The sequence below is a fragment of the Hymenobacter lapidarius genome (assembly GCF_001816145.1).
Taxonomy (GTDB): domain Bacteria; phylum Bacteroidota; class Bacteroidia; order Cytophagales; family Hymenobacteraceae; genus Hymenobacter; species Hymenobacter lapidarius.
The window spans coordinates 1-23,475 of the sequence record NZ_MDZB01000095.1; the positions used below are offsets into that span (position 1 = coordinate 1).

A 23,475-nucleotide genomic window follows, 5' to 3' on the forward strand; every position below is an offset into this window, starting at 1 on the left:
CGAAACCAGCGTCGGCAACTGGCTGGCCTGGCACTGGCTGGCCTTTGTCGTCCTCTTTTTGCGAAAAATCAACCCAAAACCGACTTTCTAAACAGCTTCTTCTTAAAAAACTTATTCTTTGACTACTTCTACTACCATTGCCGTCATTATTGGGTTGGGTTTGGCGGGCGCGCCGGCAGCGCGCGGGCAGGACGCGGCGGCGGCCATGACGGAGCACCCGGCCACGAGCGACTATCGGCTCTCGTCGCGGGGCTTTGAGGACGCTTACGGGTTCAACGACACGGCCCGCGCGGTCATTCAACTGTACTATGCGAAGTGGAAAACCGGCCTCAATATTATGAAGTACGCCGGGTACCCTGTGCCAGTAGCCACCGCGCTGGGCCGGCACTACGAGCCCGACCCGCGCACCTACGGGGCCGCGCCCAACTACAGCAAGTACTACTACGACCCGTGGGTGGCGCCGGTGGCGTTCAGCCTGCTGGGCGTTTCGACGTTTGGCTTCATCAAAGCCACCGTATACAATCGCCGGCAGCTGTACACGGTTATCCGGCAGTACCGCGCTACCCGGCGGCTGCCGGCAAGCGTGCCCGCCGCCGCCCTGCGCCCCTACCTGAAAGTGCTGCTGGGCGAAATGCCGCCTGCGGCGCGCTAGGCTACCCGCGCTGCCGCACCGCCTCAAACGTGAGCACGGCGGTAGCCACGCTCACGTTGAGGGAGTCGATGCGGCCGCGCATGGGCACGATGATGGTTTCGTCGCAGGCGGCGCGCAGCTGGGGCGTGAGGCCGTCGGCCTCGGTGCCCATCACCAGGGCGGTGGGGCCGCGGAGGTCGCAGGCGGTGTAGTCGCGGGCATCGGGGGCAAGCGCGGCGGCGTAGGTGCGGATGCCTTTTTCCCGTAGAAAGGCCAAAATATCGGCCACCGGCGCGGCCACGGTGGGCACCGTGAACACGCACCCAATGCTGGCCCGGATGACGTTGGGGTTGAATAAATCGGTGCGCGGGTCGCCGATGAGCACGGCATCGACCGGGGCGGCGTCGGCGGTGCGGAGGATGGCGCCGAGGTTGCCGGGCTTCTCCACCGCTTCGAGCACGATGACGAGTGGGTTTTCGGGCAGGCGCAGGTCGGCGAGGGAGCGGGCGGGGGTGCGCAGCACGGCCAGCAGGCCGTCGGAGCCCTCACGGTACGCTACTTTTTCGAAAACGGGCCTGGTCACCTCAAACCACTCAGGCGCACTATCCAAACCAGAAAACAGCTTCTGCAAGTCCTGCTGCCCGGTTTCATCGGCCAGCTCGGCGCACGAATACACGGCAGCAACGGCTACGCCGGCTTCCACGGCAATGGTGAGCTCGCGCAGGCCCTCGACGAGGGTAAGGCCCAGGGCGCGGCGCTCCGCCGACTTCTGCTGGAGGCGCAGCAGTTGCTTGATGCGCAGGTTTTGGGGGCTACTGAGGCGGTCGGAAGGAGCAAACGGCATGGGCACGAAGATACGGGCGGAGCCGCCGGCCCCAACCCTACCCCCGGCACCCGCGTAGGGCGGCCCACTACCTTCGCAACACAATGAAGTCAAAAATTGACCCCAAAATTATTGCCGGCTTGGTACTGGCCGTGGGCATTCTGCTGCTCACCGCCGCGGCCTCGTTCTGGAGCATTCGCGGCCTAAAGGTTCAAACCCGGCAGGTGGAGCACACTTATCAGGTAATGCAGCAAGTAGCCAGCGTGACGGCGGTGCTCAAGGACGCCCAGGCAGGCGTGCGCGGCTACATCCTCACCGGCGACACGGCTTACCTCCGCCCCTTCAGCCTGGCCACCGACGAGCTGCCCAATAGCCTGGAGCGCTTAGATAATTTAACCGCCGACAACTCGACCCAGCAGGCCCGCCTCGATTCGCTGCGTGGGCTGGTGGAGCAGGAATTCCGCATTCTGCGGCCGCTGACGCAGTTAAGCAGCTCGATGAGCAAGTCGGCCATGCAGACATCTCTCGACACCGACCGCCAGACCCTGCGCCAGGTACGCACCCTCTACAACCGGATTCAGGCGCAGGAAATGGCCGTGCTCGCGCAACGCAGCGCGTCGCAGGAGCTGTTCGCAAAAGCCACCCCCATTGTGGTGCTGGTATCGGCCGTGCTCGCGGTGCTGATAGTGGTGTGGCTGGTGGTGAAAATAGTGCAGGAGCTGGCCGATAACCGCCGGCTGCAAAGCGAACTGGCCGATATCAACGCCGAGGTCAGCCTGCGAATTGCCCAAATCCGGGCCCTGGCCGAGAAGGTGGTGCAGGGCGACTACAGCGTAAAAATCACCGATACGGCCGAAGACAACCTCGGGGGCCTGGCTGCTTCGCTCAACCGGATGACCCAGACGCTGGATGCCAGCTTCAGTGCCCTGGAAAAGCGCAACCAGGAGCTCGACCAGTTTGCTTACGTGGCCTCGCACGACCTCAAGGCGCCCCTGCGCGGGGTGACCACCATTGTGAAATGGATTGAGGACGAGTTGTCGGCGGAGCTCTCGCCCAAGCTCCGCACCTACCTCGACCAGATGAAGGGCCGGTTGAGCCGCCTTGAAGACCTCATAAACGGCCTGCTGGCCTATGCCCGCGTGGGCCGCACCGCCCAGGCTGCCACCCTCGTCGACGTGGGCCAACTGCTGAGCGAAGTAGCAGAGCTCGTGATTCCGCCCGACTTCACGCTGCGCACCAGCCCGGAGATGCCGGTTTTTCTGACCGACCGGCTGGGCCTGCAGCAGGTGTTTACCAACCTGTTCAGCAATGCCGTGAAGTACCACCACCGCGGCGCCGGCCGGTTGGAAGTGAGCTGCCGCGACGCCGGCCGCTTCTACGAATTTCGGGTGCAGGACGACGGCCCGGGCATCGCCCCGGAGTACCATCACAAGATTTTTTTATTGTTTCAAACCCTGCGCGACCGTCACACGGCCGAAAGCACGGGCATTGGCTTGAGCATTGTGCAAAAGATAATTGACGAGCACCACGGCGCCATTCGGGTCGAGTCGGCATCGGGCCAGGGGGCGGGCTTTATCTTTACCTGGCCAAAGTAAACTTGGCTGGGAGGGAACCCAACGGTTGAGGTTTGGCCTTGTTTGTTCTGACCACGGTTGTGGCAGGTTCCGTGCGAACCTTACCTTTTTTTGTATTGTATGCGTTCTGTTCTACTTGTTGAAGACGATATTTTTGATACCATGACGGCGGAGAAATCCTTCGCCAAGTTTAACGTACCGCACCAGCTGCACACGGCATTCAACGGCGAAGAAGCCCTGGATTTGCTGCTGGGCCGCAACGGCACCGAAGCCCTGCGCCCCCTGCCCGAGGTGATTCTGCTGGATTTGAACATGCCCCGCATGAACGGCATTGAGTTCCTGACGGAGCTGCGCGGCAACCCCGAATTTCATCACATTCCGGTGTTCATTACCACCACATCCAGCATGGACGTGGACCGCCTCAGTGTTGAGGAGCTGGGCGTGAGCGGCTACATTTTGAAGCCGCTGGATTTTGAAAGCACCACCGACCTAGCCGATAGCCTGAGCCTGCTCGAAAAACTACTCAATTAGCCCGCAAATAAGCAACTGAACGCCTCACCGGTCCTTACAGGAAACGGCTGGGGCGTTTTTCTGCTTGCTCCGATTTGGTAGTTCCCGCGGCAAGAGGCGTCGCCTGCGCAGGCTTGGTATGGACGGGAGCCGCGCAGGTGCGTTCGGGAAGGATATTTTGGTGTTGGGCACTGGAATTCACACTTCCTGCCGATGGTTTGCGTTGGGGCCGTGCCGGTATGCGGGCACGCTTTTTGGGGCGGGCCTCCCATATTTGCCGGGCGTTGGTACCTTGTCCAGTTCCCTTCCCATTCCTTCGGTCCTTTCTATGAAGTTCCCCGTTCTTTTTCCGGCGCTGTTGGTGTTGCTCGCAGGGTCGGCCGCGCAGGCCCAGGACGAAGCCCCCCGCCAGCTGGGGGCGCCCCCGTCTCTGCCGGCCCCGGCTAGGCCCCGGCCGGCCCCGGCTCCCCGCCAGCTCGACGCCGTGCCGGCACCTGCCCCCGACACCACCCGCCGCGCCACCGTGACGGCCCCGCTGCCCGCTCCCATGGCAGCCCCGGCCCCGGTGTATGCGCCCGCACGGGCGGGCCAGCTGCCCGGCAACAACTCCCAACCCACCCGGTTTCAGGTGGGCCTGAAGAACGGCATGCTCTATAACGCTTCCGATGTGGAGATAAAATCGCCGCTGTTCGGGCGGTCGTACCTGCTGCTGGACGGCCAGCGCAAGCTTGACCTGGGCGAAGTGGGTTTCTATGAAGACGAGACGGGCCACTACGTGCGCACTACGCTGCCCAACTCCTCGCGTGAGGCCACGCTGCGGCGGGATAAAACGGGTCGCATCAGCCTCTATTCCATCACCTCATCGCAGTACAACTCGGGGCCCGGCGGCTTTGGCAACCCCGGCTACGGCCGGTACGGATACGGGGGCTACGGCATGGGCGGCTACCCCTACGGCGGCTACCGCACCGTGAAAACGGAGTATTTCTCCAAGGACAACGGGCCCATCCAAAGCCTGAACAGCCGCAACCTCATGCTGGCCACCACCGACAACGCCGGCGCCCAGCAGCTGCTTTTTGACTCGCGCCGGTACCAGCGCCTCACCGTGGCCAGCTACATTGTGGGCGGCGGCCTGATGGCGGCCGGCGTGCTGCAATCGTTGCGGCCCTCTGACTCGGGACAGACTATTTCGCCCCTGGTGTACGCGGCGCTGCCGGTGCTCATTGTGCCCATTGTGCTGCAAGGCAAGCAGGCCAGCAATCAGCGCCAGGCCATCAGCCTGTACAATTCGGTTCGGTAAATGCGGGACTGGGTTGTTGGTTGTTGGTTGTTGGTTGTTGGTTGTTGGTAAAATATTGGCTGATAACGAACAACGCGCAACTGACAACCCTCTTACTTTGGAACGACCTTCAACCGGTTTAGGGCTGCAGGCAACCTGCACACTCGCTGCGCGCGTAGGCGTAGCATGAAAGCAGCCGCTCCCCCTCTCACTACCGAGGCGTTGGCCACGGACTTTACCGTACGCCAGGCCAAGGCCCTGCTGGTACACGCCCGCCTGTGCGCCGAGTACGGGGCACCGTTCCCCTTCTTCAGCACCAAAGACCCGCTGAGCGAGCTGGTGAGTGCCCTGCTCTCGCACCGCACCAAAAACGCCGATTCGCACCGCGCCTACCAGACGCTGCGCGCCACCTTCCCTACCTGGGAGGCCGTGCTGGAAGCGCCGGCCGAGGACGTGCAGCACGCCATTCGGGCGTGCACGTGGCCCGAGCAGAAGGCGCCGCGCATCCAGGCAGTGCTGCGCGAAATCAGGGAGCGCTGCGGCACGAAGGTGCCGTGCTCGCTGGATTTCCTGGCCGAAATGCCCATCCCGGAAGCGCGGGCGTGGCTGGAAAGCATCAGCGGCGTGGGGCCGAAAACCAGCGCGGCCACCTTGCTTTTCAGCTCCCTGCGCATTCCGGCCATGCCCGTGGACAGCCACCACCACCGCGTGGCCCAGCGCCTGGCGCTCATTGGCCCCAAAGTGGGCGAAGGCCCCGCCCACAAGATGCTGGAAGCCCTGCTACCGCCCAACTGGGATGCCCAGCAGGTGTACGACCACCACGAGGCACTCATGTTCCACGGGCAGAAATGTTGCTACTTTCATGCCCCCGCCTGTGGCCGCTGCGTAGTGCTGGACCAGTGCCCATTTGGGCAGGCCCGGGTGAGTCCCCGCGCTCCTACCCTCTTTGGCGAAGCGTAGCCTTCGTTTTTCGTTCGCATTCATTCTTCGCCTCAAAGCCACGTCACTTTATTGAGCGGGTACACCACGGCGCTTAAGAAAGTGGGCGGGGCGGGGGTGAGCGAGCAGGCCAGCCAAGCGGCCGTGAAGGCCGCGTGCGCGGTGGCAGAACCGGGCCAGTGACCCTGCCGCACCGAGGCGCAGAAAAGTGGCTACCGCACCGCATCGAACAACACGTGCTCCGTCAATTCGCACTGGTAATGGTGGGAATACATACGCAGCGCCTCAGCCTGAGCTTGCTGGCCCAGCTGCCGGGCCAGGGCGGGGTCGTTGAGCAACCGTTCGATAGCGGCGCAAAAGGCAGGCTTGTCGCGCAACGGAAACAGCAAGCCGGTGCGGCCGTCGTCCACAATTTCAAGGGTACCGCCGGTGGCCGAAGCCACCACGGGCAAGCCCGTGGCCATGGCTTCGATGGTTACCATGCCGTAGGTTTCGTTGACGGAGGCCGTGATGGAAACATCGAGGGCGCGGTAGGCCACTGCGGGTTGCGACGCGAAGGACCGCACGTGCACGGCCTCGGCTAGGCCCAGGGCCTGCACGCGCGCCAGTACGGCTTCGCGGTAGGCGTTGCCCTCGTTGCGGGTCGACTCGCCCACAAAAAGCAGGTGCACTTGCGGATGGCGCTGGCGTAGCGCCGCCACTGCCTCAACCACAAAGTCCTGTCCTTTTCCGTCATCGAACCGGCCAATCAACCCGAGGAGCACTGCTTGCGGCGGCAACGTGAGTTCCAGCTGCGCGCGGGCCTGGGCCTGGGTAAACGCGGGGCGGGCAAACTTTTCCAACTCGATGCCCAGCGGCACCACGTGCAAGCGGGCGGGCGGCAGACGGGTTTTTTCTAGCACTTCCTGAGCCAGCCGGTGCAAGGGCGTCAGCCAGGCATCGAGGGCGCGGTAGCGCAAGGTGTGCACCAGGCCGCGCTTGGCCAGCCCCAGCTGCATGTGCTGCTGGTAGAGCAGCCGCAGCGTGGGCAAATGCCGTTTTTTGCACAGCACCGCCAGCCCCAAATCGCCGTTGCGGGTGACGATAAGTGCCTCGGTCTTATTTTTTTTTAGGATGCTGCTGAGGCGAACTGCGGCCGGTAAATCGACTGCCTTCCAGGGATTGCGGAGTAAAGCCGCCGGCAGATTTAGTTCCTGCGCCCGAGCCGCAATTGGCGAGTTCGGCAGGGTTATGAGTTGCACCTGCCAGCCTCTTTGCGTCATCCAGCTTGCAAAGCGGACGGTATTCAACTCCAACCCTCCCCAACTGCTTGACAGGCACAACAACGAGATGGGAAAAGGATGAGTCACGACAGGAAAAAGACAGCTACAGGTGTTTTCAAAGCAAATTTAGTTAATCCCGCGTCGGGAAATGAAGCCCTTATTAAGCGCGGCGAGTAATTTCATAACCGATAATTTCGCTCACAAGTCCATAGCGCCGTCTAAGTAATTTATACTTTATTTATGACTTGACACGGTCAATCAGCATGCTCATTACCTATAAATAAAGAGAGTTCACCACCGCACTGTAATCGTATCCCGAAGAGTCTTTCCTTTGGCGAACTTGTACTTTTGACCAACCAGCACGGTCGTTTTAAGCTCTACATGCGTAACTGTCTATATTACAGGACGCAACCCCAGACCAAGTGAATTATGCCAGAGGTGCCCTGCTCCCTGATTTATCTTGCCTACGGCTCGAAGGAGCTGCATGCGGAGGCCCTTTATAGCCTGCTTTCCTATTATAAGGTTGCTCATAAGGCGGCCCAGGTGCTGATTTACACCGATTCGCCTGCTGCATTCCGGCAAGTGCTCGGGGCACGGAACGGAGTTGTGTATCCGGCCGTTTCCTTCGCCCAATGGCAAAACTGGCGCGGCAGCAGTAATAAGGTCTACCTATTAAAAATAGGTGTGTTGGGCCACGCTGCGCAGCACTATCCCGGCAACCTGCTTTTCGTTGATACCGATACCATCTGGCAAGCCGACCCTGAGCCGCTGTTTAGGCAAGTACAGCAGGGGAAGTACGTCATGCATGTGAGCGAAGACCGGTTAGCGGCGGGGAATCTGCTGAGCCGCAAAGTTTACAGGCACCTGAAAGGACACGTATTTCCGGTTGGCACCCAGCGCTACTTCGTTGATGAACGGACGATATTGTATAACTCCGGGGTTATTGGAATGACATTTGTGGCGGCCGAGAGACTGCCGGAAGTGGTAGACCTGGCCGACCAGCTGTACGCCACTTACAACAAACACATAATGGAGCAACTGGCTTTTAGTCTGTGGTTTGGCGCCGACCGCGCGGTGGTTGAAGCAGCTCCGTACGTGGTGCACTATTGGAATTTGAAGGCGGCGCGCCCGCTGTTGGCCCGCGTGTTCCGCCAACACGCCGGGCAGTCCCTGGAAGAATTTTACGACCGGGTGACAGATTTGAACATCAAGGAATTGCACGAAACCGAAATGAGGTACCGTAGCCTGCCGTCGTGGCGCCGAACGCTGCTCAAAATAGTAGGGCGCGGCTGGCAAATGCCCGGTGCTGTTGCAACCGAACAGGCAAAATTTTAGCTCAACAAATAGAATGCGGTTCGCCGAGCCTGCCGCAGGCTGGGCTTCGCATGACGGCCTGAAATGCACTGCCCGTTGATCATGCGATGGGTTGGCGTGGTACTATTTAATTCGTTAGGCATTAGTTGTTAGATGGCTGATAGTCGCTGGACTGGCAAGGGGCAACGCGTTTACTTTCGAACGACTACCCAGCGGCGCGGCCGGCCACGTTGTCCATGTATTTCTGGCCGCTGCCGGTATTCAGCAGCAGCACGTTTTCGTCGCGGTGCAGCCAGCCGGTGGCCAGCAGGTGGCGGGCGGCCATCCAGACAGCGCCGCCTTCGGGGGCTACAAACAGGCCTTCGTCTTTGCCGAGGTCGCGCATACCGGCCAGCATGTCTTCGTCGCTCACGGCCACTACGGTGCCTTTGGACTCGCGGAGCACGCGTAGCATCATGCTTTCGCCCAGCGGGTGGGGCACGGCCAGGCCGTTGGCCAGTGTGGCGCGGCCCTGGTAGCTGTGGCAGTTGAGCTGGCGGCCCTCGTAGGTTTCGAGCAGAGGGCAGCAGTTTTCGGCCTGCACGGCCACCATGCGGGGCAGTTTCACATCAGGAGCCAGCCAGCCGAGCTGCTTCATTTCCTGGAAGGCTTTCCAGATGCCGATGAGGCCGGTGCCGCCGCCAGCGGGGTACAGCAGCACGTCGGGCAGCGTCCAGTTCAGCTGCTCGGCAATTTCGTAGCCCATGGTTTTCTTGCCTTCGAGGCGGTAGGGCTCCTTGAGGGTGGAAATGTCGAGCAGGGCGCCGTTGGCGTTGCGCTGGCGCACGCGGGCCCCGCAGTCGCTGATGAGGCCATCGACCAGCTCCACTTCGGCCCCGTACCAGTAGCACTCCTCCTTGAAGGCCTGCGGGGTGTGGCGCGGCATGACTACCACGGCCTGGAGGCCGGCGCGGGCGCAGTAGGCGGCCATGGCCACGCCGGCGTTGCCGGCGGTGGGAATAATGCAGCCATCTACGCCCAGTTCTTTGGCTTTGGAGATGGCCATGCCAAGGCGCGCGCCTTGAACGAGCCGGTGGGATTTTGGCCTTCGTCCTTTAGCAGAAGGGAAGACAACTCGTGGCGCGCGGCCAAGCGCGGCAGGTGGAGCATGGGAGTCATGCCCTCGCCCAGGGTCACTTTGTTTTTTTCGTGGAGCAGCGGCAGCAGCACCCCGTAGCGCCACATAGACGAATCGGCCTGGTCGATAACGTCGCGGCTCAGCGCCTCGTGCAGGTCGTAGCCGGCCACCAGCGGCAGGCTGCAGCAAGCGGAAACGCGCTGCAATTCGAAAGCAGAATAGGACGTGCCGCACGCCGAGCAATGCAGGGTGGCGAGGCGCGAAAGGGATTCGGAGGCTACAAGGTTCATGGGGCAAAGTACGGCAGCGCAGCAGCCGTGGTATGCCTTATGGGGATGGGATTTTGGAATAGCCTATGCCTTTCCGGAATAGTAGCGCTTGGTAAAAAGCAGAAAATCCTTGTAGGGCGCGTTGTTTTCGGTGCCTTTGCGCTGGATGAAATTGAACTCGCGTTTGAGTGGGAAGTTGTTGATTTTCACCTCTGAAAACTCACCCGAAGCCAGCTCTTTTACTACGGCCTGGCGGGGCAGGAAGGCCAGGCAGCTGTCTACGCGCACGAAATTCTTGAGGGCTTCGGTGCCGCCCATGCGCACGCGCACGGGCAGGGCCGCCAGCTTGATGCGGTGGTGGGCCAGGGCCTCCTCCAGCACGGCCAGGGTGCCGGAGCCGGCCTCGCGCAGGGCCAGCGGCGTGCTGAGTAGGTCGTGCACTTCGAGGGTGCGGTTTTCGAGGGGATTGCGAGCGGCGCACACGGCCACCACGTCGTCGGTGAGCAGGGGCGTGTAGGTCACGTTGCTCACTTTGTGGATGCCTTCGATGATGCCCAGCTCGATTTCGTGGTCGAGCAGGGCGCGCAAGATGTTGTCGGAATTGCGGTTTTTGAGGCTGAGCTGGCGGTTGGGGTGCAAGCGCAGGTAAGCCGAGACCACGGGCGGCAGCACGTAGAGCGAGATGGTGGTGCTGGCCCCGATGAGCAAATTCAGGCTCGGCGCAAACTCCGTGCTCAGCTCGCTCATTTCCTGGTGCAGCTCGTGCTGCAGCTGCTTGGCCTGCAGCAGCTTCTGGTAGAGCTTGAGGCCGGCCGGCGTGAGCTGAATGCTGCTCCCCAGGCGCTCAAACAGGCCGGTTTTGTAGTGCTCCTCCAGGGCCTTCACCTGCTTGCTCACCGCCGACTGGCTGATGAACAGCGCCTGGCTGGCCTTGGTGAAGCTCAAGCGCTGGGCAACTTCGAGAAAGACTTCGTGCGGGTGGGAAAGCATGCGCAAAGATGCATCCGTGGGCTGTTCGCACGTCTCCGCATCACGCCCAAAAACTTCTTAATGATTATCGGCTCGCTGAAATCCGACATTCTGCCGGTGGTGCGGCTGGGTTTCCCGACAATGCACGTGCCCGCCGAGCCACTGGCAGGGCTGGAGTTTCGGGTGGTGGCGCGGCGGGAGGTGCTGGAATTGGTGGAGTGAAGTCGTACTGGTGAACCACTCCCACTTTTGCCATACCTTACCCTGCCCTTTCACCTGCCTTTCTGCACCATGCTTTTTCGCTTCTTCAGGTCCCTGTTGCCGCTGCTGTTGCTTGCGCTGCTGGCTGCTTCGTCGTGCTCCAAAAAAACCGCTAAGGAACAGGCCGCCGACTTGGCCCAGACCGACGGCGAAGAAATCGACCCGTACTCCAACCTAGTCTTCACTTTTGATGACGCCGTGGTGACCGATGCTCAGCTCAACCGCTGGGACACCACGCAGTACGTGCGGTTTTCGCCGGCCGTGCGCGGCAAGTTCAAATGGACCGGCGACCGGGAGCTGACCTTTTCACCCGCCGAGCCCTTCCGCCCCAGCACCGTGTTTGACGCCGCGCTGCGCCCCGAAAACCTGCCCAGCGGCAAAGACAAGCTGGCCCTGAACCGCAAGCGCTTCCACACGCCTTACCTAAGCATGGCCGCGCCGCAGGTGTTCTACGGCCGCTCGACTAAGGCCGCGGGCACGGCCGAGCTGCGCGCCAACCTCGTGTTCAACTACCCCGTGCGGCCGGTGGACCTGCGGCCCCTGCTGCGCGTGAGCCAGGACGGCAAGCCCGTGGCCGTGCAGCTCATTTCGGCCGAGCCGGACAAGATTCTGGGCATCAGCTTCGCGCAGGACGTGAAGCCCGGCGCGGCCCTGACCGTGGAAATTGCGCCTGGCCTGGTTCCCGCCGTGGGCGGCAAAGCCACCGACAAACCGCTCCTGGCCCAGCTGGAAGTGCCCGAACCGCAAATTCTGGAAGTGTGCGAGCTGGTGGGCACGCTGGTAAACGGCGAGGCCGTGGTGACGGTGCTCACCAACCAGCCAGTGTCGGTGCCCGACATTCAAACCGCGCTGAAGGTGTCGCCAAGCGCGCCGTTTGCCATTGAGGCGCTGGAAAGCGGCTTTGCGCTGAAGGGCAACTTCGTGGTGGGTAAAACCTACCAGGTGACGCTGGCCTCGGGCACGCGCGGGCTGTTGGGCGGGCAGCTGTTCGACACCTACAGCCAGTCGGTTTCCTTCGCGGCCGAGCGGCCCAGCATCAGCTTTGCCAGCGGCGAAAAGGCCCTGTACCTCGACGCGCTGGGCACCCGCAACCTGGGCCTGCGCATCAACGAGGTGCAGAAGGTGAAGGTGACCATCGCCAAAGTCTACGCCAACAACATCCAGCAGCTGCTGCGCGGCGAGGCCAACTACGGCTACCCCGGCTCCGACGGCGATGAAGGAGAATATGACGAAGGGAGCAACCGCGACGAAGACGGCGAATACATCGACCGCAGCTTCCGCTACTACGACACGGAGAACATCGGCAGCGTGCTTTCCAAGCGCACCATTTCGGTGAACGGGCTGCCCAAATCCGGCGGCTTGCGCCTGCTGAACCTCGACCTGAAGGAGCTGGAATTCCAGGGCGCCATGAAGGGGCTGTACGTGGTGCGCGTGCAGGACACCGAGCGCCAGTGGCTGCAAGTGAGCAAGCTGGTGGCCGTGACCGACGTGGGCCTCATTGTGAAGCAGGGCGCCACCGGCGGCACGCTGGTATTCGCCAACTCCATCCGCACGGCCCAGCCGCTGAGCGGCGTGACGGTGAACCTGGTGAGCTCGAACAATCAGGTAATCGGCACTGTGACGACGGACGCGGCCGGCGTGGCCGCGTTCGACTCCGCCGCCAGCATGAAGCGCTTCAAGCTGGGCATGGTGACGGCCGTGAAAGACGCCGACTTCACCTTCCTGGACCTCACCAAAAGCCGCGTCGAAACTTCCCGCTTTGAGGTGGGCGGGCTAACCAGCAACGCGGCCCGCTACCAGGCCTTCCTCTACGGCGACCGCAACCTGTACCGGCCCGGCGACACCGTGCGCACCAACACCGTGGTACGCACCGAAGACTGGCAAACTCCCCCCGCCAACCTGCCCGTGAAAATCCGCCTGCTGCTGCCCACCGGCCGGGAATACAGCAGCCTGCGCCAGAAGCTGAGCGCGGCCGGCTCGTTCGAAAGTCGCTTCATTCTGCCGCCCGCCGTAATGACCGGCCGCTACACGCTGGAAGTGCTGACCGGCAACGACGTGCTGCTGACTTCCAAGCAAATCAGCGTGGAGGAGTTCATTCCCGACCGCCTGAAGGTGACGGTGACCGCCGCACCCGCCGTGCTCAAGCCCGGACAGACCGTGACGGCCACCATTAATGCCCAAAACCTGTTTGGCCCGCCCGCAGCCGACCGGAAGTTTGAGGTGGAATTTTCGCTGAAAGAAAAGACCTTCCAGCCCAAGAATTTCCCCGGCTATTCCTTCGACATCAACAGCGGCGAGCGGCGCAAAACCACGTCGAACAACGACGGCGAAACCACCGCCACGCCCACTTCGCGCTTCGAAAAAACCACCCGCGAGGGCGTGACCGATGCCGCCGGCCAGGCCACCACCACCTTCGACGTGCCCGACGTGCGCGACCTGGGCACGCTGGAAGGCGTGGCCTTCGCCACGGTGTTCGACGAAACCGGCCGGCCCGTGAACCGCCTCGCCACCTTCGACGTGCAAACCCAGGCCACCGTGTTCGGCATCCAGGACCTGCCGGAGCTGCTGAGCACGCGCCAGGCCGCCACCGTACGCCTACTGGCCCTCACGCCGCAGGGCAAAGTTACCTCAGCCCAGGCCCAGGTGAAGGTGGTACGCCTGCTCTGGGAAACCGTGCTGGAGCGCCAGGGCGGCCGCTACGTCTACAACTCCCAGCAGCGCGAGCAAACCATCGCGACGCGCACGCAGGCCGTGGGCAACGGCACGCCGTTCAGCTTTACGCCACTGAGTTCGGGCGAATACGAGGTGCGCATCAGCCGGCCGGGCGCCGTGAGCTACGTGGCGCAGCGCTTCTACGCCTATGGCTACGGCGATACCCAGGCCAATTCCTTCGAGGTGAACAACGAGGGCGAGGTGACCATTGAGGCCGACAAGGCCAGGTATGAGCCCGGCGAAACCGCCACCCTGCTCCTGAAAACGCCCTTCGCCGGCCGCGTGCTCGTGACCGTGGAACGGGGCAAGGTGCTCAGCCATTTCTACGTGACCACCGACCAGAAATCGGCCCAGGTCAAAGTCCCCATCACCGCCGAGCACGTGCCCAACGTGTACGTGACGGCCACGGCCATCCGCGCCATTTCCGACAACCGCCTGCCGCTCACGGTGGCCCGCGGCTTCGTGCCCCTCACCGTGGAAAAGCCCGGCGCCCGCCTCGCGGTGGCCATTGCCGCGCCCGCCGCCAGCCGCTCGCAGACCTTCCAGACCGTGGAAATCACTACCGCGCCGCGCGCGCAGGTCACGCTGGCCGTGGTGGACGAGGGCATCCTGCAAATCAAAAATTACGTCACGCCCGACCCCTACGGCTACTTCTACCAGAAGCGCGCCCTCGAAGTGTCGGCCTTCGACATGTACCCTTTTCTGCTGCCCGAGCTGGGCACCAGCAGCAGCGGCGGCGATGCCGCCGACCTGCGCCGCCGCACAAACCCCATCCCCAACCGCCGCGTGAAACTGGTGGCCAAATGGAGCGGCGTGCTCACCGCCGATGCCGCCGGCAAAGTGCGCTACAAATTGCGCGTGCCGCAGTTCAGCGGGGCGTTGCGCATCATGGCCGTGGCGTATAAGGACGATGCATTCGGCTCGGCCGAGGCCACGATGAAGGTGGCCGACCCGGTGGTTATTTCAACGGCGTTGCCTCGGTTTATGAGTCCGGGCGACACGATTGACGTGTCGGTGACGCTGACGAATACGACGGGAAAACCCATCAGCGGTACTGCCATCATTTCAGTGAATCCACAAGAACCGTTGAGTGTGGTTCAAATCAGCCAAAAGAACTTTGCTCATACCGATTCATATGGTGCTCTATTACAGCCAAACGCTGAGAAGCGTGTAGTATTCTACTTACTCGCTAAGTCAAAAATCGGCAATGCAAAGGTGGAGGTTAGCTTCCACGCCGGTAACGCAACCTTCACAGAAACCATCGACATTCCCGTTCGCCCTGCTTCTTCACTTGAGAAACGCACCGGCAGCGGCGTGCTAGCCGGCGGCGCTTCGCTCCCGCTCAACCTGAAAACCGACTTCCTGCCCGCCTCGCTCAGCAGCCGGCTGGTTATCAGCCGCTCGCCGCTCACGGAGTTCAGCAAGGACTTGCGCTACCTGCTGCAATACCCCTACGGCTGCCTGGAGCAAACCGTGTCGGCCGCTTTCCCGCAGCTGTACTACGCCGACCTGGCCGCCACCTTGCAGCAGAAAATCGGTGCTGCGGCCAAAAACCAGCGATACAACCCCAACTACCACGTGCAGGAGGCCATTCGCAAGATTGAGGCGATGCAGCTCTACAACGGCAGCCTGAGCTACTGGCCCGGCGGCGACTACGACAACTGGTGGTCCACGGCCTATGCCGCCCACTTCCTGCAGGAAGCCCAGCGCGCCGGCTTCGCCGTGAACAAGTCGGTACTCGACAAAACCCTGCGCTACCTACAATTTCGCCTCAAAAAGCGCGAAACCGAGCCCTACCAGTACTTCGACGTGAACAACCTGGCCCGCGAGAAAACCATTGCCAGCAAGGAAATTGCCTATTCGCTCTACGTGCTGGCCCTGGCCGGCCGCCAGGACGCCGTGGCCCTGAACTACTACAAAGCCAACCGCCAGCTGCTGGCCCAGGACTCCAAATACCTGCTGGCCTGCACCCAGGCCCTGCTCGGCAACCAGCGCCAGTTTCAGGCGCTGCTGCCCGCCAAGTTCGGCGGCGAAACCGCCGCCAAGCGGGCCCAGGACGGCTCGTTCTACTCCCCCATTCGCGACGCGGCCGTGGTGCTGAACGCCCTCATCGAAGCCGACCCCAACAACCCGCAGGTGCTGGCCTTGGCCCGGCAGCTCAGCCGCCAGGTGCGTGCCTTTGCTCTGCTGGCCCTGGGCAAAATCGCGAAGCGCGACGCCCGCAGCACCGCCACGGCCACTGTCTCGGCAGGCGGCAAAGTCCTGGGCAGCTTCACCGGCAAGGATTTAACCATTCCCAACGTGGCCAATCGGCCCCTGAACCTGCGCACTGCCGGCAGCGGCAACCTTTACTATTTCTGGGAAACGGAGGGCGTTTCGGCCAGCGGGCAGGTGAAGGAGGAAGACAGCTACCTGAAAGTGCGCCGCCAGTTCCTGAACCGCACCGGCCAGCCCCTGGGCACGCCCACCTTCCGCCAGAACGACCTGGTGGTGGTCAAAATCACCATCGAAGCCGGCGACGCGGCCGGCACCGTGAAGAACGTGGCCATCACCGACCTGCTGCCCGCCGGTCTGGAAATCGAAAATGCCCGCCTCGGTGCCGTGCGCGACCTGAACTGGGCCACCAACGCCAGCACCCCCGATTACCTCGACGTGCGCGACGACCGAATTAACATGTTCACCACGGCCACCGGCACTCCCAAGTATTTCTACTACCTATGCCGCGCCGTGAGCAAAGGCACCTTCAAGCTGGGCCCGGTGAACGCCGACGCCATGTACAACGCCGAATACCACTCCTACAATGGCGCCGGCGTGGTGCGGGTGAAATGATTAAAGACGGTGTTTCCACAGTGCGTTACTGCACGCAAAAAGGCTGCTCTTTGAGCAGCCCTTTTGTACTGATGAGTTCACTTGTTATCAAAAACTACGTAAGGAATGCCATTACGTACGCAGTGGGCGGGATGGCCTACCAGCTTGCATGGCCACGCATATCAATCTACAGTGGCTTGCCAGAGCTAGACTGCGCTTACACACCTGTTTTGTTCTGAACCTAAACTAAAAAGCGGGGCACAACGCGAAATACATCTTCGCCTTGTGCCCCGCTTGGCAAGCTATTGGCCAGCTTAGAAACGGCCTACAACGTCAGCCAGTTTATTATACAGAGATACCAGATACTCCAGGCCAGTAGCGGATATCGTGGTATCAGTGTATGCGCCGGATGCAAGATAATTGTTGATGTCCATCAGAATCTCCCCTGCATTTCTGTAGCCCCGGGTGTTCTCGTCAACCGTAATGATGTAGCTTTTGTCCAATGTCAGATAAGAATTGGTGCCCACGATAAATCCCGTACCATAAACAGATAGGGACAATGATGTTGGAGACCAACTTGTGGTTGAAACACCACTGAAGGTAATGCTTGACTGACCTTCTAACAGCGCTACCGCGTCACGGCTCAAGCCTCCACCAATCTGGCTTAGGCTAGCCTTTGCAAACAGTTGGCCTCCACTGGTGACAAACTCGTCGATGCGCAGGGTTGCAGTAAAGCGAGAAGTCGTACCCGTAACGGCATCATAGTAAGTGCCTTGCACACGCGTTTCAATAGCGCGGTCCTTAACACGGGCAACATCCTGGGAAGTAGAAGTAGCCAATTCAGGAGCTACAGTGGCTTTTTCGCAACCCGTTGCGAAGAGCGTAGTACCGGCCATCAGGGCAGCAATAGAGAGGTTATTAAAATTTTTCATAAAAATTGATTGGTTTTGGTTGGTTAGGAGTTTGATTATTTTTTTTTGACTGTTTTACTGATATAAATATCGAAATCAAAACACGAAAAAAAAAATAATTTTTAAAAAAATAATTTTATTAAAATAAAAAGTTGTATTTAATTTATACAGAAATACGTTTTCAGCATGGGAACACAGGTGCGGATTGAATGCCACTAAATATTTTTTTTCGAATATTGTAATTGACCCACAGCAAGTGTTATCTAAGTAGGCCACCTCTGAGTCGATTTGCGGCGCTAACCTAGGCAAGCTTGGTCGCAAAGCGTTACTGAATGCGCCGGAACTGAGGTGCGGGCATATGGGCTTCGCCGGTACAGAGAGTCTGACAGAAGCCGCAGAAGACTTTGACCCCGGCCTTCGCTTTCTGCTACTGAAGCTGTTTAGTAAGGCTGAAAATTCAATCAGCCCGTCATGCTGACCGCCCTGTGACTTTTCACACTGCTTCATTAACAAAAAAAGACCTGCTCCAAATGGAGCAGGTCTTTTTTTGTTAGCGAGCTTCCGGCGGTGCTTATTGCACTACCAGGCGCTTGGCGGTTACCGTTTCGCCGGTCTTTACCTTAAAGAGGTAGGTGCCACGGGCCAGCTTGGCGGCGTCGAACTTCACCTGGTGCGAACCAGCGGTTTCGTTGCCAAGCACCAGGGTCTGCACTTTAGCACCCATCGTGTTGAACACTTCTACGCTTACGGGACCATCCTGAGCCAGGGCGTAGGTGATGGTGGTAGTACCCGTGAAAGGGTTGGGGTAAGCAGCCACTTCCTGCGAAGCCAGGGCCGCCGAAGTACCAGCGCCGTTGCGAGCCTGCACAGCGGGCTGGGTCTGGGCGTTGTACTGCTGGAAGGTGCGGGTCACGATGACAGCAAAGTCACCACGGGTGACGTTCTGCGTGGGCTTGAATGTAGCCGTGATGGTGGGCTGCAAATCGTAAGGACCCTGCGTAATGCTGAAGAAGGCATTGATAAGGTTGAGCTCCAGAGCGATGCTCACGTAGCCTTCCATGCCAGCCGGAATCTTGTCGGCATCGTCTATAGATATAGCCTGGCCGTTAAAATTCACGGTTACGGCCTTGCCGGTGCGGGCCATAGCCTGCTGCTGGAAGCCGAGGCTCTGCACCAGCGAGTAAGCCAGAGCGGCACGGTTCACCGAAGTGTTGGGCGAGAACTTACCGTTTTCGCTGGCCAGCATCACACCATTGTTGGTGTGGAACCGGTCGCGCTGGGCAGCGCCGCGGGCGGCTACAGCCTCCGTCAGCAACACTTCGCTAGCGGCTACGTCAGAGAAGGTGCGGGTGCCGTTAGTGGGCAGAAACTGGCGGATGCCCTGGCCCATGAGCAGGTAGTCGGCCAACTGAATGCGGGTTAGCAGGGCATCAGGCTTGAAGCCGTTGGACAAGCCGTCGACGAGGCGCTCGGTCACAGCCATTTTGATGGCAGCTTCGGCGGGATGGCCGGCGATGTCGTTCAGGTTTGAGGTACCAGCAGGGGTTTGCAGCGTGATTTTGCCTTTAATGGTTTCGGGCAGGGCCACGCCGCGCAGCCCTTCTACGCGCAGGGTCCAGGTGCCGGGGATAGGCGAGGTCACAGCCACGCTGCGGTCGGAGGAGATGGTGAAGGTAACAGGGGTACCCGAGCTGCGCCGCACGCCGTTGGGGTCGAGCAACACCAGGGCGGTAGGGTTGCCGGTTTCGCCCAGCAGGCCGGGTGACGAGATTTTAGCTTCCAGGCTGTTGACGCCGGCACCCACCAAAAAGGTGATTTGGTTACCAGCCGTAATGGCGGGGTCGAAGTTGATGGTGAAGGGTGTAACGGCAGCGCTCGAATTCACGCTGCTTTTGAAGGTACGAGCGGCATTCACCGTCGAACCATAGGTAGTGGAGCGGAAGGCCTGGTCCACGGCGGCGAAGGCGTTCACGTAGCCGGCACCCACTTCCCACGACTCGCGGCCGGGCATGTTGGTGGCGGTTTGCTGAATCAAATCCTTCACCTGAGCCGGCGAGAGCGACGGCTTGGCTTCCAGTATCAGGGCAATCACACCGGCCGTGTGGGGCGTAGCCATGGAAGTGCCGCTGCTATGGGTATAGAACGGAATTTGGGCCGGCGTGAGTACGGCCACGTCGGTGGGGGTGCCCAGGGCAGCTATCGGAGCCACGGCACGGGTCGACACTACGTCAACACCAGGGGCTACAATCACGGGCTCGTTTTTAAACGTCCAGGTTTCGCCGTCTACCACGAAGGTGCCCTGCTCGCCCTTCACACCGCGCGAAGAGAAGCCAGCCAGCTGGCCGTTGCGGTCGCCAGCGCCCACCGAAATGGTCCAGGGTGCAATGGCGTAGGGGTTGTGGGTGTCGGCACCGGGACCGGAGTTGCCGGCGGCAAATACCACCACCATGCCACGGTCGTAGCACTTCTTGGTCACCACGTTGATGGGGTGGTTGGGGTTGAAGGCGCCGCTGGAGCCGAAGGAGTTGCTGATAACGCGGATGTTGTACTGGAACTGGTGCGTGAGGGCGTAATCGAAACCGCCGATGGCGTCGAGAACGAACAGGGCACCGCCTGAGCCGTAGCCCACCAGCGAAGCGCCGGGCGCTACGCCTTCGTATTTGCCACCCGAGCGGGCGCCGTTGCCGCCCACCGTGCCGGTGCAGTGCGTGCCGTGGCCCGAATTGGTGTCGGTGTTGAGCACACCCTCAATTGGAGTGAAGGGCAACATACCATTCACGCCTTTCAGGTTGGTGGTACCCAGCACGTTTTGCACCAGATGCGAGCCAAACTTGATATCCTCGTGGGTGCCGTCTACACCGCTGTCGTTGATGAGTACGCCAATGCCACGGCCCGAAACCGGCGTGCCGTTGTTGCGAGTCGTGGTTTCACGGTCGGTACGCAGGCGCTTCACGCCCGTCAGGTTGGTGTCGTCGAAGTTGTAAAAGTCAAGCTGTTTATTGCTATAAAGCGAACGCACGGCCGGGTTCATGGACAGGGCGTCGATTTGCGCAGCAGTAGCCATCACACCCGCTACTGGCAGGGCTTTGAAGGTGATGCCGTTGGTAATGCCCAATTCCTGGAGCAAGGCCAATTGCGAAGCCTGCGGGGCACCGCTTCCATTGAATGTAACGATTACCTGAGTCGTGGGGCTGGTGGCAAGGGCGGTCCGCAGTTCGGGGTCGACCGTGGCTTGGCCAAACGAAGCGACGGCGCTGAGACCCACCATGAGGAAGGTCGCTAGGAAAGTTTTTTTCATGTAGCTGTGTGAGAATATGGAAATGGGTTGGTGAACATTGTGGACAGAAAGAAGAGAATCACGAGTGACGCCCGTCTTAACTGGCCATAAATAAACCTACGGAGAGGTGTCGCGTCCGGATTTTACATTTATTGATTTTTTTTATAAATGGCCATTTTCATAAAAAATCAATAAAACTTTTGGTCATTTAATTCACACCTCTTGAAATTTTCATTCTACATGCCGCCGTTTCGTGCTTTTTTCTTAATCTTGTTTGCTTCATGGCAGTGTGCATGTCTTCACTACGCTTCCTTTTTCAGAGCTGCTGCCTTCAGTGACTGCGCTTTAGGCCGTTGGGGGCGTGCCGTTATTTGACGGATATCTTTGAGAATGAATCGGCGGACCGGAATACGATTTGGGGGGATTTTGCTGGTTGCAGTGATTGTGCTGCTGGGCCTCAATTGGACATTCCCGCTGCCCCCGGCCCCACAATATTCCCCCATGGTGCTGGCCGCCGATGGCACCGTGCTGCACGCCTACCTCAACGCCACGCAGAAGTGGCGCATGAAAACCGAGCTGGCCGAGATTACCCCGGCCTTACAGCAGGCTATCATCCATAAGGAGGACCGGTACTTTCGCTACCACTTTGGGGTGAACCCGGTCGCGATTCTACAGGCGGCCGGGCGCAACCTGTTCGGCCGGGGACGCACCACCGGGGCTAGCACCATTACCATGCAGGTGGCCCGCCTGCTGGAGCCCAAGGAGCGCACCGTGGCCAACAAACTGAAGGAAATGCTGCGGGCCATGCAGTTGGAAGCGCATTACAGCAAGGCCGAGATTCTGCAGCTGTACCTCAACCTGGTGCCCTACGGCGGCAACATTGAAGGCGTGAAGTCGGCGGCGCTGCTCTACTTTCAGCAGCCGCCCGACTACCTCTCGCTGGCCCAGACCGTGACGCTGGCCATCATTCCCAACCAGCCGCGCCTGCTGGTGCTGGGCAAGAACAACGCCCTGATTCTGGCCGAGCGCAACCGCTGGCTGCGGCAGTTCCGGCAGCGGCGCCTGTTTCCGGACCAGGACATTGCCGATGCCCTGGCCGAGCCGCTGGACGTGCGGCGGCACGCGGCCCCGGCGCTGGCCCCGCACCTAGCGCGCCGGCTGGTGGCGCAGTTCCCCGGCCAGGCCATCATCCGGTCTACGCTGCGGCGCGGCCCGCAGGCCCAGGCCGAGGACCTGACCAAAAACTACGTGCGCCGCCTGCACGAGCTGGGCATTTCGCAAGCCGCCGTGCTGGTGCTCAACAACCGCACCCGCGCCGTGGAAGCCTACGTGGGCTCGGCCGACTTTGCGGATGCCACCCGCGCCGGGCAGGTCGATGGCGTGCGGGCCGTGCGCTCGCCGGGCAGCACGCTCAAGCCCTTCCTCTACGCCCTGGCCCTGGACCGCGGCCTCGTCACGCCCAAAATGAAGCTGCCCGATGTGCCCAGCAACTTCAGCGGCTTCCGCCCCGAGAACTTTGATAAGAATTTCAGCGGTGAAGTAACCGTGGAGCGGGCCCTGACCTACTCGCTCAACATCCCGGCCGTGCGTGTGCTCAGCGAGATAGGCGTGGTCACCTTTACGGATAAGCTGCGCGATGCCGGCTTCCAGCGCGTGGCCCACGATGCGCCCCGGCTGGGGCTAAGCACGATTCTGGGCGGCTGCGGCACCACGCTGGAAGAGCTCACGGCGCTGTATGCGGCGTTGGCGGATAAGGGGCGGTACTGCGCGGTGCGGCTCACCGCCCCTCTGCCGTCAACCTCACCCCCCGGCCCCCTCTCCAAAAAAGAGGGGGAGCCAAACGACCGCAGACGGCAAAAGTCGTCAGGCTCCCCCCTCTTTTTTGGAGAGGGGGGCCGGGGGGTGAGGTTGACGGCTGGAGACGCGAGGTTGGTCTCCCCCGCCGCCGCCTTCCTCATCACCGACATTCTGGCCCAGCACACCCGGCCCGACCTGCCACTGGGCTACCAGGGCAGCGCGCGCCTGCCCAAAATTGCTTGGAAAACCGGCACCAGCTACGGCCGCCGCGACGCCTGGAGCATTGGCTACAACCAGGATTACACCGTGGGGGTGTGGGTGGGCAACTTCAGCGGCGAAGGCAGCCCCGCCCTGACGGGCACCGACATTGCCACGCCCCTACTGTTCGACTTATTCAACGCCCTGGCCTACAATTCGCCCAACAACTGGGCCACGCCCCCCGCCAGCCTCGATTTCCGGCTGGTATGCGCCGAAAGCGGGCTCGTGCCCGGCGAGCACTGCCCCAATCAGCTGATTGACTACTACCTGCCGGGGATATCCAGCGCCCGGCGCTGCGAGCACCAGCGCGAAGCCTTGGTATCGGCCGATGGCGCTATTTCCTACTGCCGGGCCTGCGTGCCCGAGGCGGGGTTTCGCCGTCAGCTATTTCTCAACCCGGCACCCGAGGTGTTGGCTTTTCGCGAGTCGCAGGGGCTGCCCGCCACCCGGCTGCCGGCCCACAACGTGGTCTGCCGCCTCGTGCGCGGCACCGACGAAACCGGCGCGGCGCTGGCCATCACCTCGCCCCTGGCCAATGCCGAATACCTGCTCAACCGCGCCGAAAAGCAACAGCTGCTGCTGAGCTGCGCGGCGGGCAGCGAGGTGCGCCAAGTGTTTTGGTACGTGAACGACCAATTTCTGCGCGCCGCTTCGGCCACTGAACGGGTATTCATCAGGCCGCCCACGGGCAACGTGAAAATTTCCTGCGCCGACGACCACGGCCGCAACGTGGACATTCAGCTGCAGGTGGCCGAGCTGTAGGGCTG

The 23,475-nt window shown here is 61.1% G+C and carries 15 protein-coding genes and 1 pseudogene; 9 read left to right on the top strand and 7 right to left on the bottom strand.

Going from position 1 to position 23,475, the window contains the following annotated elements:
- Positions 1-118 precede the first annotated feature (118 nt).
- Positions 119-652, top strand: a complete 534-nt coding sequence (locus BEN47_RS07455; RefSeq protein WP_125921565.1) for a hypothetical protein — start codon at positions 119-121, stop codon at positions 650-652.
- Between the two features lies 1 nt (position 653).
- Here the strand turns inward: BEN47_RS07455 and BEN47_RS07460 are convergent, their stop codons facing one another.
- On the bottom strand, positions 654-1,475 hold the full coding sequence (locus BEN47_RS07460; protein WP_070726815.1) for a TrmH family RNA methyltransferase: 822 nt from the start codon (positions 1,473-1,475) through the stop codon (positions 654-656).
- 83 nt (positions 1,476-1,558) lie between these two features.
- On the opposite strand from BEN47_RS07460, the gene BEN47_RS07465 reads away from it, so the two are divergent.
- The 4 genes from BEN47_RS07465 (at position 1,559) to BEN47_RS07480 (ending at position 5,774) form a co-directional block, all read left to right on the top strand.
- Entirely contained in the window at positions 1,559-3,049 is a 1,491-nt protein-coding gene (locus BEN47_RS07465) for a sensor histidine kinase (RefSeq protein WP_070726817.1), read from the top strand.
- A gap of 99 nt (positions 3,050-3,148) precedes the next feature.
- Positions 3,149-3,559, top strand: coding sequence for a response regulator (locus tag BEN47_RS07470; RefSeq protein WP_070726820.1), 411 nt, complete (start codon positions 3,149-3,151; stop codon positions 3,557-3,559).
- 307 nt (positions 3,560-3,866) lie between these two features.
- Positions 3,867-4,835, top strand: a complete 969-nt coding sequence (locus tag BEN47_RS07475; RefSeq protein ID WP_070726823.1) for a hypothetical protein — start codon at positions 3,867-3,869, stop codon at positions 4,833-4,835.
- A 165-nt stretch (positions 4,836-5,000) separates the two neighbouring features.
- Entirely contained in the window at positions 5,001-5,774 is a 774-nt protein-coding gene (locus BEN47_RS07480) for an endonuclease III domain-containing protein (protein WP_083322228.1), read from the top strand.
- Positions 5,775-5,806: 32 nt separating this feature from the next.
- On the opposite strand, the gene BEN47_RS21370 is transcribed toward BEN47_RS07480, so the two are convergent.
- Positions 5,807-5,947 (bottom strand): hypothetical protein, encoded by a 141-nt coding sequence (locus BEN47_RS21370; RefSeq protein WP_158010901.1) that lies wholly within the window; start codon positions 5,945-5,947, stop codon positions 5,807-5,809.
- Between the two features lie 18 nt (positions 5,948-5,965).
- On the bottom strand, positions 5,966-7,102 hold the full coding sequence (locus tag BEN47_RS07485) for a glycosyltransferase family 4 protein (protein WP_262490384.1): 1,137 nt from the start codon (positions 7,100-7,102) through the stop codon (positions 5,966-5,968).
- 342 nt (positions 7,103-7,444) lie between these two features.
- Here BEN47_RS07485 and BEN47_RS07490 point away from each other — a divergent pair, with 342 nt between their 5' ends.
- A complete protein-coding gene (locus tag BEN47_RS07490; protein ID WP_070726826.1) occupies positions 7,445-8,350 on the top strand; it encodes a hypothetical protein in 906 nt (301 codons plus the stop codon).
- Between the two features lie 184 nt (positions 8,351-8,534).
- Here the strand turns inward: BEN47_RS07490 and BEN47_RS07495 are convergent.
- Together BEN47_RS07495 and BEN47_RS07500 are read right to left on the bottom strand one after the other, a co-directional pair.
- Positions 8,535-9,736 (bottom strand): annotated as a pseudogene (locus tag BEN47_RS07495) (threonine synthase).
- 63 nt (positions 9,737-9,799) lie between these two features.
- Positions 9,800-10,705, bottom strand: a complete 906-nt coding sequence (locus tag BEN47_RS07500; RefSeq protein ID WP_070726828.1) for a LysR family transcriptional regulator — start codon at positions 10,703-10,705, stop codon at positions 9,800-9,802.
- 60 nt (positions 10,706-10,765) lie between these two features.
- On the opposite strand from BEN47_RS07500, the gene BEN47_RS21375 reads away from it, so the two are divergent.
- Positions 10,766-10,906, top strand: a complete 141-nt coding sequence (locus BEN47_RS21375) for a hypothetical protein (protein WP_158010905.1) — start codon at positions 10,766-10,768, stop codon at positions 10,904-10,906.
- Positions 10,907-10,975: 69 nt separating this feature from the next.
- Positions 10,976-16,486, top strand: a complete 5,511-nt coding sequence (locus BEN47_RS07505; RefSeq protein WP_070726907.1) for an alpha-2-macroglobulin family protein — start codon at positions 10,976-10,978, stop codon at positions 16,484-16,486.
- A 293-nt stretch (positions 16,487-16,779) separates the two neighbouring features.
- Here BEN47_RS07505 and BEN47_RS07510 read toward each other — a convergent pair whose 3' ends face one another.
- Complete coding sequence (locus BEN47_RS07510) at positions 16,780-17,397, bottom strand: hypothetical protein (RefSeq protein WP_070726830.1); 618 nt, start codon at positions 17,395-17,397, stop codon at positions 16,780-16,782.
- Between the two features lie 550 nt (positions 17,398-17,947).
- Positions 17,948-20,674, bottom strand: coding sequence for a S8 family peptidase (locus BEN47_RS07515; protein WP_070726831.1), 2,727 nt, complete (start codon positions 20,672-20,674; stop codon positions 17,948-17,950).
- Positions 20,675-21,043: 369 nt separating this feature from the next.
- Between BEN47_RS07515 and pbpC the strand changes: the two genes are divergently transcribed.
- Complete coding sequence (gene pbpC / locus BEN47_RS07520; protein ID WP_070726833.1) at positions 21,044-23,470, top strand: penicillin-binding protein 1C; 2,427 nt, start codon at positions 21,044-21,046, stop codon at positions 23,468-23,470.
- Positions 23,471-23,475: the final 5 nt, after the last annotated feature.

Excerpts from the sequence above, each read along its gene's own strand:
- pbpC (WP_070726833.1), top strand. The coding sequence starts at position 21,044 with ATGAATCGGCGGACCGGAATACGATTTGGGGGGATTTTGCTGGTTGCA.
- BEN47_RS07480 (WP_083322228.1), top strand. The coding sequence starts at position 5,001 with ATGAAAGCAGCCGCTCCCCCTCTCACTACCGAGGCGTTGGCCACGGAC.
- BEN47_RS07505 (WP_070726907.1), top strand. The coding sequence starts at position 10,976 with ATGCTTTTTCGCTTCTTCAGGTCCCTGTTGCCGCTGCTGTTGCTTGCG.
- BEN47_RS07490 (WP_070726826.1), top strand. The coding sequence starts at position 7,445 with ATGCCAGAGGTGCCCTGCTCCCTGATTTATCTTGCCTACGGCTCGAAG.
- BEN47_RS07475 (WP_070726823.1), top strand. The coding sequence starts at position 3,867 with ATGAAGTTCCCCGTTCTTTTTCCGGCGCTGTTGGTGTTGCTCGCAGGG.
- BEN47_RS07500 (WP_070726828.1), bottom strand. The coding sequence starts at position 10,705 with ATGCTTTCCCACCCGCACGAAGTCTTTCTCGAAGTTGCCCAGCGCTTG.
- BEN47_RS07515 (WP_070726831.1), bottom strand. The coding sequence starts at position 20,674 with ATGAAAAAAACTTTCCTAGCGACCTTCCTCATGGTGGGTCTCAGCGCC.
- BEN47_RS07465 (WP_070726817.1), top strand. The coding sequence starts at position 1,559 with ATGAAGTCAAAAATTGACCCCAAAATTATTGCCGGCTTGGTACTGGCC.
- BEN47_RS07510 (WP_070726830.1), bottom strand. The coding sequence starts at position 17,397 with ATGAAAAATTTTAATAACCTCTCTATTGCTGCCCTGATGGCCGGTACT.
- BEN47_RS07460 (WP_070726815.1), bottom strand. The coding sequence starts at position 1,475 with ATGCCGTTTGCTCCTTCCGACCGCCTCAGTAGCCCCCAAAACCTGCGC.
- BEN47_RS21375 (WP_158010905.1), top strand. The coding sequence starts at position 10,766 with ATGATTATCGGCTCGCTGAAATCCGACATTCTGCCGGTGGTGCGGCTG.
- BEN47_RS07470 (WP_070726820.1), top strand. The coding sequence starts at position 3,149 with ATGCGTTCTGTTCTACTTGTTGAAGACGATATTTTTGATACCATGACG.